This is a genomic window from Roseovarius nubinhibens ISM (assembly GCF_000152625.1).
GTDB lineage: Bacteria > Pseudomonadota > Alphaproteobacteria > Rhodobacterales > Rhodobacteraceae > Roseovarius > Roseovarius nubinhibens.
In genome coordinates this window covers 3083316-3096136 of sequence record NZ_CH724156.1, presented here as the reverse complement: position 1 = coordinate 3096136, position 12821 = coordinate 3083316, and the positions used below count along the sequence as shown (strand labels likewise).

General features: G+C 63.0%; 10 protein-coding genes. 4 read left to right on the top strand and 6 right to left on the bottom strand.

All coding sequences use genetic code 11. The features are described 5' to 3' along the window. Positions 1-161: 161 nt before the first annotated feature. The 3 genes from ISM_RS14825 to typA all read left to right on the top strand — a co-directional run bounded on the left by ISM_RS14825 (position 162) and on the right by typA (position 3550). Complete coding sequence (locus tag ISM_RS14825) at positions 162-689, top strand: single-stranded DNA-binding protein (protein WP_009815007.1); 528 nt, start codon at positions 162-164, stop codon at positions 687-689. A 339-nt stretch (positions 690-1028) separates the two neighbouring features. Then, positions 1029-1697, top strand: a complete 669-nt coding sequence (locus ISM_RS14820; RefSeq protein ID WP_009815006.1) for a GNAT family N-acetyltransferase — start codon at positions 1029-1031, stop codon at positions 1695-1697. 35 nt (positions 1698-1732) lie between these two features. Further along, the gene (gene typA, locus ISM_RS14815; RefSeq protein WP_009815005.1) at positions 1733-3550 is read left to right on the top strand and encodes a translational GTPase TypA; all 1818 of its coding nucleotides are present in this window, start codon (positions 1733-1735) and stop codon (positions 3548-3550) included. 15 nt (positions 3551-3565) lie between these two features. Here the strand turns inward: typA and ISM_RS14810 are convergent, their stop codons facing one another. From ISM_RS14810 to recA, 4 genes are all read right to left on the bottom strand, one after another. Next, complete coding sequence (locus ISM_RS14810; RefSeq protein ID WP_009815004.1) at positions 3566-4048, bottom strand: MOSC domain-containing protein; 483 nt, start codon at positions 4046-4048, stop codon at positions 3566-3568. 4 nt (positions 4049-4052) lie between these two features. Continuing rightward, a complete protein-coding gene (locus ISM_RS14805; protein ID WP_009815003.1) occupies positions 4053-4340 on the bottom strand; it encodes a DUF1330 domain-containing protein in 288 nt (95 codons plus the stop codon). A gap of 1 nt (position 4341) precedes the next feature. Further along, positions 4342-7008 (bottom strand): alanine--tRNA ligase, encoded by a 2667-nt coding sequence (alaS, locus tag ISM_RS14800; RefSeq protein WP_009815002.1) that lies wholly within the window; start codon positions 7006-7008, stop codon positions 4342-4344. Between the two features lie 149 nt (positions 7009-7157). Continuing rightward, the gene (gene recA / locus ISM_RS14795) at positions 7158-8240 is read right to left on the bottom strand and encodes a recombinase RecA (RefSeq protein WP_040618115.1); all 1083 of its coding nucleotides are present in this window, start codon (positions 8238-8240) and stop codon (positions 7158-7160) included. 193 nt (positions 8241-8433) lie between these two features. On the opposite strand from recA, the gene ISM_RS14790 reads away from it, so the two are divergent. Then, the gene (locus tag ISM_RS14790) at positions 8434-9069 is read left to right on the top strand and encodes a gamma-glutamyl kinase (protein ID WP_009814999.1); all 636 of its coding nucleotides are present in this window, start codon (positions 8434-8436) and stop codon (positions 9067-9069) included. A 28-nt stretch (positions 9070-9097) separates the two neighbouring features. On the opposite strand, the gene ISM_RS14785 is transcribed toward ISM_RS14790, so the two are convergent. Both ISM_RS14785 and ISM_RS14780 read right to left on the bottom strand, forming a co-directional pair. Next, the gene (locus ISM_RS14785) at positions 9098-11332 is read right to left on the bottom strand and encodes an ATP-binding response regulator (RefSeq protein WP_083780966.1); all 2235 of its coding nucleotides are present in this window, start codon (positions 11330-11332) and stop codon (positions 9098-9100) included. Between the two features lie 200 nt (positions 11333-11532). After that, positions 11533-12687: an RsmB/NOP family class I SAM-dependent RNA methyltransferase gene (locus tag ISM_RS14780; RefSeq protein ID WP_009814997.1), complete on the bottom strand. Its 1155-nt coding sequence runs from the start codon at positions 12685-12687 to the stop codon at positions 11533-11535. Positions 12688-12821: the final 134 nt, after the last annotated feature.

Below are 12821 nucleotides of genomic sequence, written 5' to 3'. Positions count from 1 at the left end.
GCTCTTAACATACAGGTTCCAATGTTTTTTTGCCACCCCCGCAACCCGCTTCGGCGGCATCTTGCACGGTTGAAGTAATTTTAGGGGTGTTTTAGGCTTTCCTTCACTTTTGCACGGTGATGTAACACCGGCATCACTCATCAGGATTCGGGAGAGCAGCCATGGCCGGTTCGGTTAACAAAGTCATACTCATCGGCAATCTGGGGCGCGATCCCGAGGTTCGGACATTCCAGAACGGCGGCAAGGTGTGCAACCTGCGCATCGCCACGTCGGAAACCTGGAAGGACCGCAACACCGGCGAACGCCGCGAGCGTACCGAATGGCATTCGGTGGCGATCTTCAACGAAGGTCTGGTGCGCGTCGCCGAACAGTTTCTGCGCAAAGGCTCCAAGGTCTATATCGAGGGTCAGCTTCAGACCCGCAAATGGCAGGACCAAAGCGGTCAGGACCGCTATTCGACCGAGGTCGTGCTGCAGGGCTTCGGCTCGACCCTGACCATGCTCGACGGGCGCGGCGAAGGCGGCGGCTCGGGCGGCAGCAGCGGCGGCTACGGTGGCGGCGGCTATGGCGGCGATCAGGCCGGCGGTGGCGGCTATGGCGGCGATTACGGTGGCGGCCAAGGTGGCGGCGGCAGCAATCAGGGCGGCGGTGCCCCCTCGCGCGACATGGATGATGAAATCCCCTTCTAAAGGTTTTTCGCACCGGCTGATCGACGCAGGTTAACGCGCGATTTACCGTGACAGGATTGAATGGCGGCCATGCAGATGCATCGCCGCCATTTTCTTGATCCCTACCCCCTGCCCTTGCAGCAGCACCCGCTCTATGGCCGCGCGCTCTCCGCGATGGGGCGCTCTGTTGGTGAGGCGTGGCTCGGTCCTGACGCAGCGTCGCCTCTTGGCCACGCGCAATGGGTCGAACGGCGGCTCGGGCCCTTGCGTCTTCACTGGCTCGCAAGGGGTCCGTTTTGGCTCCAAGACGCGCCAAAAGACGCACCGTCGCAATACCGACGTGATGCAGTCGTAAAACTGATGTCGCGTTTTTCGCCCCTGACCCTCTGGCTCATCGCCCCCGATCAGCCCGATGATCTGCCGCTCTCGGGCGCATATCGGCTCACCCAACCGGGGTCTGAGCATATCCTGCCGCTCTCATCAGATGGTGATGTGATGCTTGCCGCCATGCAGGGAAAATGGCGCAACCGGATGCGCCGCGCCGCCCGCGACACCCTGCCCATCCACCACCGCGCGCTTGACCCTTTGCGCGATAAACCCTTGCTGGATCTCGAAATTTCGCAACGCCGCCAGCGCGGCTACCGCGCCCTGCCCACGGCGTTCACCCTCGCCTGGGCCCGCGCCGCGCCGGGTGCCACACGGCTTTTCCTCGCCGGAGATCCATCCAACCCCTTGGCCTATATGCTCTTTTTGCGCCACGGCAGTATGGCGAGCTATCATCTCGGCTGGTCCAGCCCCGCAGGCCGCCACGCCTGCGCCCACAATCTCCTCCTCTGGACCGCCATGACCCACTATTCCGCCACCCAGGTCACCCATCTCAACCTCGGCCCCTCCACCCCAGCAAATCAAGGGCTCGACCACTTCAAAACCGGCGCAGGCGCACAAATCCGCCGCATAGAGCCCACATATCTGCTCACACGCGGGCCTTCTACGCTTTTGCCTCTGGCCTTTCGGCGCGACCCCGTATAGGGCGCGGTAAACCCGATAAACGAGAGACACCGAGAATGGACCTGCGCAATATTGCGATCATCGCCCACGTCGACCATGGCAAGACCACCCTTGTCGACGAGCTGCTGAAACAATCCGGTGCCTTCCGTGCCAACCAGGCCGTCGACGAACGCGCCATGGACAGCAACGACCTCGAACGCGAACGTGGCATCACCATCTTTGCCAAACCCACCTCGGTGGAATGGAAGGGCAAGCGCGTCAACATCGTCGACACCCCCGGCCACGCCGATTTCGGCGGTGAAGTCGAACGGATCCTGAGCATGGTCGACGGCGTTGTTCTGCTGGTCGATGCCGCCGAAGGCCCGATGCCGCAGACGAAATTCGTGACCTCCAAGGCGCTCGCCCTCGGGCTGCGCCCCATCGTGGTCCTCAACAAGGTCGACAAGCCCGACGCCGAGCCGGATCGTGCGCTGGACGAATGTTTCGATCTCTTCGCAAGCCTCGGCGCCGATGATGATCAGCTCGACTTCCCGCATATGTATGCCTCGGGCCGCAACGGCTGGGCCGATCACGAGCTCGACGGCCCACGCAAGGACCTGACCGCGCTGTTTGATCTCATCGTCAACCACGTCCCCGCCCCGCGCCAGGTGGCGCGTGCCGGCGAAGATTTCCGCATGCTGGCGACCACGCTCGGCTCTGACACTTTCGTCGGCCGTCAGCTCACCGGCCGCGTCGAAAGCGGCCGCCTCAAGGTCGGCGCCACCGTGCAGGCGCTGAGCCGCGTCGGCCAGAAAATCGAACAGTTCCGCGTGACCAAGATCCAAGCCTTCCGCGGTCTGCAAACCCAGGACATCGAAGAGGCCGTCGCAGGCGATATCGTGACCATCGCGGGCATGGCCAAGGCCACCGTGGCCGACACGATCTGCGCGCTGGCGGTCGACGAGCCGCTCGAAGCACAGCCCATCGATCCGCCCACCATCACCGTGACCTTCGGCATCAACGACAGCCCGCTGGCCGGTCGTGACGGCAAAAAGGTCCAAAGCCGGGTGATCCGCGAACGCCTCCACAAAGAGGCCGAGAGCAACGTCGCGATCAAGATCGCCGACACCCCCGGCGGCGAGGCCTTCGAAGTGTCTGGCCGTGGCGAATTGCAGATGGGCGTTCTCATCGAAAACATGCGCCGCGAAGGGTTCGAACTGTCGATCTCGCGCCCGCAGGTGATCATGAAGGACGTCGACGGCAAGCGGATGGAACCGGTCGAAGAGGCCACCATCGACGTCGATGACGAATATTCCGGCGCGGTGATCGAAAAGCTCACAGGCGCGCGCAAGGGCGAGCTGGTCGAGATGAAACCGGCGGGCGCGGGCAAGACGCGGATCATCGCACATGTGCCGTCGCGCGGGCTCATCGGCTATCATGGCGAATTCCTCACCGACACGCGTGGCACCGGGGTTCTCAACCGCGTGTTCCACGGCTGGACCGAGCACAAAGGTTCGATCCCCGGCCGTCGTGCAGGCGTGCTGATCTCGATGGAAAACGGCGAGGCGGTGGCCTATGCGCTGTGGAACCTCGAAGATCGCGGCAAGATGTTCATCGGCGCGCAGGCCAAGGTCTACACCGGCATGATCATCGGCGAGCACAGCCGTGAGAACGATCTCGAAGTGAACCCGCTCAAGGGCAAGAAGCTCACCAACGTGCGGGCCTCGGGCACCGACGAAGCGGTGCGCCTGACCACGCCGATCACGCTCAGCCTCGAAGAGGCCATCGCCTATATCAATGATGACGAGCTGGTCGAAGTGACGCCCAATGCGATCCGTCTGCGCAAGCGCTATCTCGACCCCCACGAGCGCAAGCGGATGGCCAAAACGGCCTAAGCTTGGCGACTTAAATCAGGTGTCGGCCCGGTCCTCGGGCCGCACCGGATCGCCCAGGGCCACATGGCCCGGCTCGATCACCGTGGCGCACCAGCCGCCATGCCCGCGCATCGCGTTATAGCCCCCTGTTCCCAAGGCTTTTTCCATCCTCGAACAGGGCGCGCAGGGCACGGTAAATTCGATCAAAGCACTGCCGATACGGATCTGATTATGGCGCAACGCCATGAGGTTGATCCCCGACACCACGATATTGCGGCGCAGCATTTCAGGGGACAGCTCCCCGGCTCCGCAGAGCGCTGCAATCGCAGGCAGATGCTCGGCCTGAATGAGGGTCAGCGCACGTTTCCCCGGCCGCCCATGGTCGCCCACGAGGCCCTTTTCAGTGATCTCCGCCCGCGTCACCGACTGAACCGGGGCGAGCCGTTCGGGCCGCAGACCGATCCAATCGACCCGGCCATCGCCCCGATGGCTGCGCAGCAATTCGCGCAGCACCGACATTGGGTTATTCGCTCGTTTCGACGATCAAAAGCTCGCGCTCAGAGGCGTTGCGCGCATGGCCCAGCGCCTCTTGATACTCGGGCGAATGATAGCACGCCTCGGCGGCCTCGACGCTGTCGAACTGGGCCACCACATTGCGCGGCCGGTCCTTGCCCTCAAGCTGCACATAGCGACCGGCGCGGGCGATGAACTTGCCGCCGTGCTTGGCGATCGCGGGCCCCGCGAGGGCCGCGTATTTGCCATAGGCCTCTTCGTCGGTGACAGTCACATGGGCAATCCACAAGGCAGGCATATCAGACCCCTTCGATCAAAGTTTCAACGGCCGCAATCGCTTCATCCGCTTTCGAGGCATCGGCGCCGCCGCCCTGGGCCATGTCGGCCCGGCCACCACCGCCCTTGCCGCCCAGCGCGGGCGCCGCTGCGCGCACCATTTCGACCGCAGAGAGGCGCTCGGTCAAGTCATCCGTGACCCCCGCCGCGACGGCGACCTTGCCGCCGGTATCGGCGATCAGCAACACCGCGCCCGACCCAAGCCGCGACTTATGCTCGTCGATCAGCGCAGGCAAATCCTTGCCGGACACGCCGCTCAGCACTTGGGCATGCAGTTTCACACCGTTGATCTCACGCAGATCATCGGAGGCCGCGCCGCCCGAACCGCCCGCCATGGCCAGCTCACGCCGCAGCTGAGCCACCTCATTGGTCAGCGCCTTGCGCTCATCGAGAAGCCCGCGCACACGCGCGACCAGATCTTCAGGCTTGCACCGCATTTCCCCGGTGAGCGATGCAACGCGCGCGTCCTGCGCCGCGAGATAGCCCCGCGCCGCGTCACCGGTCAGCGCCTCAATCCGGCGCACGCCCGAACTGCTGGCGCTGTCGCCAAGGATCACGAACATGCCAATATCGCCGGTCTGGCGCACATGGGTGCCGCCGCAGAGCTCGATCGAATAGGTCGTCCCGTCGAGCCCCTTGCCCGACCCGTCGAGCGACCCCATCGACACGACACGCACCTCGTCGCCGTATTTCTCGCCAAAGAGCGCCTGCGCCCCGATGTCACGCGCATCATCCGGCGTCATGATCCGGGTTTCGACCCTTGTGTTCTGACGGATGTACTCATTGACCTCGCGCGCCACCTGGTCGAGCTCGTCCGCGCTCATCGCCTTGCTGTGGCTAAAGTCAAAGCGCAGCCGGTCCTCGGCATTGAGCGAGCCACGCTGTGCCACATGATCGCCCAGCGCATTGCGCAGCGCTTCGTGCAGCAAATGCGTGGCCGAGTGATTGGCACGAATGGCCGTGCGCCGCGTGTGATCCACCTCGAGCTGCGCCGCCGCTCCGGCCACGAGCTTGCCCTCGGTCACTTCGCCGATATGGATGAAGACGCCGGCCACCTTGCGCGTGTCGGTGATCTTGGCCGCGCCCTCGGCGCTGCGGATCACACCGGTGTCGCCCACCTGACCGCCCGATTCCGCATAGAAGGGCGTCTGGTTGAGGATGATCTGAACGCTGTCGCCCTTACCCGCGCTCTTGACCTCGGCCCCGTCCGCGACGAGCGCCACGATCTGACCTTCGGCGGTCTCGGTGTCATAGCCGAGGAAATCCGTGGTGCCGTGGCTCTCTGCAATATCGAACCAGATGGTCGCATCCGCCGCCTCGCCCGAGCCGGACCAAGCCGCCCGCGCCTTGGCCTTTTGCTCGGCCATGGCCTCGTCAAAGCCCGATACATCGACTTCGCGGCCCTTTTCACGCAGCGCATCCTGCGTCAGGTCGAGCGGGAAACCATAGGTGTCATAGAGCTTGAACGCCGTCTGCCCTGGCAGCGCCGCCCCCTCGGGCAGCCCGCCCAGCTCGTCGTCGAGCAGGCGAAGCCCCCGGTCGAGCGTCTGCTTGAACCGCGTCTCTTCGAGCTTGAGCGTCTCTTGGATGAGGCTCTGCGCCCGGCCCAATTCCGGAAACGCCTGCCCCATTTGCGTGACAAGCGCCGGCACCAGCTGATGCATGACCGGGTCTTTCGCCCCCAGAAGATGCGCGTGACGCATCGCGCGGCGCATGATCCGCCGCACCACATAGCCGCGCCCCTCGTTCGAGGGCATGACCCCATCGGCAATCAAAAACGCGCTCGACCGCAGATGGTCGGCGATGACCCGGTGATGAATATTGCCAGGCCCGTCGGGGTCTTGGCTCGTGACATGGGCGCTCGCCTCGATCAGGCTGCGCATCAGATCCGTGTCGTAATTGTCATGCTTGCCCTGCAAGAGCGCGCCAATCCGTTCGAGCCCCATGCCAGTGTCGATCGACTGCATGTCGAGCTCGCGCATCGTGCCGTCTTCGAACCGTTCGTTCTGCATGAAAACGAGGTTCCAGATCTCGATGAACCGGTCGCCATCCTCTTCCGGGCTACCCGGAGGGCCACCCCAGATTTCGGGACCATGGTCATAGAAAATCTCGGTGCACGGACCACAAGGCCCGGTCGGGCCCATCGACCAGAAATTGTCATCCGTCGCGATACGGATGATCCGATCATCGCTCAGGCCCGCGTATTTCTTCCAGATCTCCGCCGCCTCGTCATCGGTGTGATAGACCGTGACCAGAAGCTTGTCCTTGTTGAGCCCGAAATCCTTGGTCAGCAAATCCCAAGCATAGGGGATCGCCTGTTCCTTGAAATAGTCGCCAAAGCTAAAATTGCCGAGCATTTCAAAGAAGGTATGGTGCCGCGCGGTATAGCCGACATTGTCGAGATCATTGTGCTTGCCGCCGGCACGCACGCATTTCTGGCTGGTGGTCGCGCGGCTGTAATCGCGCGTCTCGACCCCGGTAAAGAGGTTCTTGAACTGCACCATGCCCGAGTTGGTGAACATCAAGGTCGGGTCGTTGCGCGGCACGAGCGGCGAACTCTCGACAATCTGGTGATCATTGCGCTCGTAGAAATTGAGGAAGGTCGAGCGGATTTCGTTCAGCGTCGGCATGGGGCTCTCTTTCGCGGGTCAAATACGCAGGGCGTCAAGGTGATTTAACGGCCCCGCGCCATGCTGTCCACCGCAAGAAAAACCCGGCCCCACGCAAAATGCGGGCCGGGTCTGATGGTTTGTCGGCGACGACTGCGCCGCAGCTGGGCTCAGCCTTCGAGGATGTCGTCCTCGTCACCCTGTTTCTCGATCTCGGGCATGTCGAATTCGAGCCCATGGGCCGCGCGAATTTTATCCTCGATGGCCAGCGCAATGGCGCTGTTTTCCTTCAGGAAGGTCTTGGCGTTCTCACGCCCCTGCCCGATCCGCTCGTCGCCATAGCTGAACCAGCTGCCGGATTTCTCGACCACCCCGGCCTTGACCCCGAGATCGAGCAGCTCGCCCATTTTCGAGATACCTTCGCCATACATGATGTCGAATTCCACCTGCTTGAAGGGCGGCGCGACCTTGTTTTTGACGACCTTGACGCGGGTCGCGTTGCCGACCACCTCGTCACGATCCTTGAGCGCGCCGATGCGACGAATGTCGAGCCGAACCGAGCTGTAGAATTTGAGCGCATTGCCGCCCGTCGTGGTCTCGGGGCTGCCGAACATAACGCCGATTTTCATGCGGATCTGGTTGATGAAGATCACCGTGCATTTCGACCGGCTGATCGAGCCGGTCAGCTTGCGCATCGCCTGGCTCATGAGCCGCGCCTGCACGCCGACATTGCTGTCGCCCATGTCACCTTCAAGCTCGGATTTCGGCGTCAGCGCCGCAACCGAGTCGACCACAACCATGCTCACCGCGCCCGAGCGGACGAGCGTATCGACAATCTCGAGCGCCTGTTCCCCGGTGTCGGGCTGCGAGATCAGCAATTCATCGAGATCGACGCCAAGTTTCCGCGCATAGATCGGGTCGAGCGCATGTTCCGCGTCGACAAAGGCGCAAACGCCGCCTTTTTTCTGCTCTTCGGCCACGCAATGCAGTGTCAGCGTGGTTTTGCCCGAGCTTTCGGGCCCGTAAATTTCGATGATCCGCCCCTTGGGCAGGCCGCCGATCCCGAGCGCGATGTCGAGCCCGAGCGAGCCGGTCGAGGTGGCCTCGATCTCCTGAACCGGGTTGTCGGCCCCGAGCTTCATGATCGAGCCCTTGCCAAATTGCCGCTCGATCTGCGCCAGGGCGCTGTCCAGCGCCTTTTGCTTGTCGGGGTTACGCTTGCTGTCCATGGAAAGTAAATCTGCCGTTGCCATTGCGTTGCCTTTCTTATTCCACACCCAGGGACGGGCGGCAATCTATGCTTTGTTCGCGTGCTGTTCTCACCCCTTATGAGCACAAAATGAGAACATTTCAAGACAATTGTTTGCAGCTCGAGTTTCTTCTAAACCGATTAAAACTTGATTAATTTGCGCCTTTCCCGGGCCAGCAGCCGGAGCAGCTTCTCAGATGATGGTCTTTGCCAAGCAAAAACTCGTGTTTCTCTCGGTGCCCAAAACCGGCAGCACCGCCTATCAGGCAGCACTGGCCCCCTTCGCTTCCATGGTGATTTCCGATCCACCCGAGCTCAAACACGCGCCGGTTTTTCGCTACAATCGCTTTTTTCGGCCTGCTCTGGAGAAATTCATCGGCTCTGATCTCGAGGTGATCGCCGTCATGCGGGAGCCGATCGCCTGGCTCGGAAGCTGGTATCGCTATCGCCAGCGCCCTGAGCTTGAAGGGCACAAGAACTCCACGCGGCGGATCAGCTTTGACGATTTTGTCCTCGCCTATCTTCAGGGGAAGAAACCCGCCTTCGCCAATGTCGGCAGCCAGGCCAAATTCATGGAACCCCAGAAGAACGGCACACAAGTGACCCGTCTCTTCCGCTATGAAGATCAGGAGGGGCTGCAAGCCTTTCTCAGAACTCGGTTCGGTCGACCGGTCTCTCCCGAGCACAGAAACATTTCCGCTCCACAGGAGCTATGCCTATCCGACGAGGTGACGACGCGCCTCCGTCGCAAGGCAGCCGCCGATTTTATCCTCTATGACAGTATCGGAGCCGATGGGGCCTATACCCCACCGGAGATCGGCTCCGTCGGTTGACTCCGTCCCGAGTTAGCGGCGTCTAGCGCTAAGGAAGCGGCCTCTCTTCGGTTCCTGAGCCTGCTTCATTCACGATCTGCTGTTGCACCGCCTCGGTCAGTTCCGTGAGGGAAAAAGGTTTCGACAGGAAGGTTGATCTGGGGATGGCGCTGCGCGCATCCGAGAAGTCTTCCTGCGCATATCCGGACATGAAGATCGTGCGCACATCTGGCCGCTGCTCAAGCGCCTTGCGCACCCAGCTCGGGCCATCCATGCCCGGCATCACCACATCGGTGACAAAGACATCCACGGCAAGGTCTTCATCCGCTAGGAGTTCGAGCGCCTCTTCCGCCGATTCGGCCTCGACCACGGTCAGACCGCGCAGCTGCATCGCCCGCGACGCAAAGGCCCGAACCGGCGCCTCATCCTCGACAAGCAGCACACAGCCTTCCACCGGCGCGCCGAGCTCGAGCGGGGCAAACCGTTCGACCTGCGGGCGTATCTCGCGATCGAAGGCCGCAAACAGCATGAAAAAACAGGCACCGCGTCCGGGCTCACTGTCGACAAAGATGAACGCGCCGGTTTGCTTGATGATCCCGTAGACCGTCGACAGGCCGAGCCCCGTCCCCTCGCCCACGCGTTTGGTCGTGTAGAAGGGCTCGAACACCTTCCGGAGCTTTTCCGGTGCGATGCCAACCCCTTCATCCTCGACCGAAACCTTGACGTAGCGACCCGGCGAAACAGTCGCCCGGTCGCGGATCATCGGGCTATCCAGCACCAGATTTTCGGTCCGAATGCGCACCTCGCCGCCGTCCGGCATGGCGTCGCGCGCGTTGACGACGAGGTTCATCAACACCTGTTCAAACTGTCGCCGGTCAGCGCGGATCGACCACAGTTCCGGATCATGGCTGAGCGACAGGTCGATCCGTTCCCCCACCAGCCGGTTGAGCAGATGGGTCAGATCCGCGAGCGTGTCGCGCAGATCCATGATTTCGGGGGTGAGCGTCTGTTTGCGGGAATAGGCCAGAAGCTGGTTGACCAGAACGGCCGCGCGATTGGCATTCTGGTTGATTTGCTGCAAATCACTGAAATCGCTGTCATGTTGGTCATGGCGCAGCAGCAAGAGATCGCAATGACCCGTGATTGCGGTCAACAGGTTGTTGAAATCATGCGCCACCCCGCTGGCCAGTTGGCCAATGGCCTGCATCTTCTGGCTCTGAACAAACTGAGCCTCCAAAGATTTCAATTCGGTCGCATCATTCATCACCGCGATCAGGATCGTTTCCCCCTCTTCGCGGGCGCGGTTCAGGGTCACCTGAACAAAGGTTTCCGCATCGTCGCGGCGCACCCGGAGGAATTCGGAATGCACCGTGCCCCGTCCCGCCGCCGCATCGCCGATCCAATCCCGGATCGGCCGCCCCAGCCCTTCGAGCATCTCGCCAAGCGGGCGACCATGGCAGAGATCCGCCCCCAGAAGATCACGCGCCGGCCGGTTCGACAGCTGCACAATCCCCTCAGCCGAGAGTTTGAGCAAGGGCACGGGCATTTCGTCGAAAAAGGCCCAGCCATCCGGCTGGCGTTCGGTGGCGGCAATGCCGGGGATCAGAAAAATCTCGCGCCGGCCCGCGACGCCGTCAAGCTCCACCGCGAGACAGCCATAGACGCCATCGCGGGTGGCCACGTCATTCACCAGACCCGAGCGGATCGGCAAGCGCGGACAGATGCGATCAAGCGTTCTCGCACGTTCGCCAATCAGGTCGCGCGCCGCCTGATTCATGAACAAAACCGCGTCGTTACGCCCGACGGTGATCATCGGAAGCGGCATCGGATCGGCGCGGCGTGGCACCATATCCGCCGCCTTTTCGATGCGCCAGAGATAGAGCCCCTCATCGGCGCGATGGACCGAGATCCGGATATGACCACGCCGGGTCAGCACATCTTCATGTGCGGCGCCCACCCGATCCGCCCGCCCCTCGAGCCGAAACAAGAGCGTGCCGGGATTGGCCACGCTGTCCTGCAACAGCTGACCGAGATTGCCCGAGAGCATGGCAGGAAATTCGCGCTCTGCCGCGGCATTGCGAAAGCGGATCTCGCCTTCGGCGCCGGTGACGATACAGGCCGCGAAATCCTGGGCCGTGACCATTTCGATCGACCGAAGCAGCCGACGCCGCTCGAAATGATCGAAGAACGCCCCCGCCAAGAGGCCCGTCGCCGCAACCAAGAGCCCTATCGAAATCAGCCCCAAGGTCACCTGCGCCATGGTATCGGGGACGATAAAGGCCATCGCGGCAAAGAGCCCTGCCGCCAGAAACACCAGCGTGGCATGCGGGCGAAGCTGGCTCGAGAGCCGTCGCAGCGACGAAAAGCTTGGGTCTGAAACTGTCACGTCATGGCCTTTGAAACGTGGGGTACCCCACCCAATCTGGGCCGAAATTATTAAATCAGGATTAACTTGAACGCAGTGCCCGTAAAATCCCCCCGAGGCTACGACACACGTTCAAATTGTGCCAGAAAAAATCCATCGCCCGACGCGGATACCGGCCAACGCCGCGTGCCCCGCAGTGCAAACCCCGGATGCCGCGCGCCAAAGCCTTCGGCCTGCGCCTCGTTTTCCTCGGCCAAGATCGAACAGGTCATATAGGCGAGATACCCCCCCGGCGCCACATGGGCCGCGGCCTCGTCGAGGATCTCCGCCTGAGTTTGGACCAGCGCCGCAAGATCGGCTTCGGAGAACCGCCATTTCATCTCCGGGGTGCGCCGCCAGGTGCCGCTGCCCGAACAGGGAACATCACAGATCACCAGATCATAGGGCGCGTGCCCGGCGATCTCCTCGCGATCAAGCCGCGTGATGTCGGCCCCGGCCCGCGCCGCGCGCTCTGGCAGGTCGGACATGCGGGCCGGATCGGCGTCATGGGCATAGATCTCTGCCGAGCAGAGCGCCGCCAGCGCGAGGCTCTTGCCGCCGCCCCCGGCGCAATAGTCGAGAACCCGCGCCGGGGCCCGCCCGGCCAGCGCCGCGACTGCCGCCTGGCTCGATCCATCCTGCAGCTCGACCAGCCCATCGAGATAGGCCCGGCCAAGCCGAATGCGCCGCGCGCCCTCGGTGACCACAAGCGCCGTGGCGCTGCCCGCGACCGGCTCTGCGATCACGCCCTCATCGGCCAGTGCCGCCCGCGCCGCCGCCGGATCGCTCTTGGCCAGATTGACCCGCAGCATCACCGGCGCACGCTCGCGCAGGGCATGTTCGGTCCTGTCGAAATCTTCGCCCAGCGCCTCACGCATCGGGGCCACGATCCATGCGGGCAGATCGAGCACATCGCCCGCGTCCCCTGCCTCACGCTCGGCCTCGCTCAGCACCGCCGGCCCATAGCCATCGCCTGTGAACACCGTGTCGGGATCGATGCCATCACCGCGCAGCAGCCCAAGGATGAGCCCCCGACCATCCGGCCCACCCCGCGCCGCACAGCTTTGCCGCTGACGCAGCACGTCAAACACATGGTCGCGCACCGCCGCCCGGTCCTTGGACCCGGCAAACCGCGCCCGCCGCGCCCAATTGGTGAGCGCCTTTTCGGCGGCCACACCGCCCAAGATCTCATCGAGGATTTCGGCGGCGGTCTGATAGCGCGCAGCCGGGGTCATGCCCGCGCCCCGCAAAGGATGGCGGAACGGTTCCGGGCCCCCTGGCCCAAACCCGCCGTAATGAATGCTCTCTTCGCCATCTGTCTCCGCCCTCTCGCCACCTGCGTCTTGCCCGCTTCATGGCGCATCCGGAC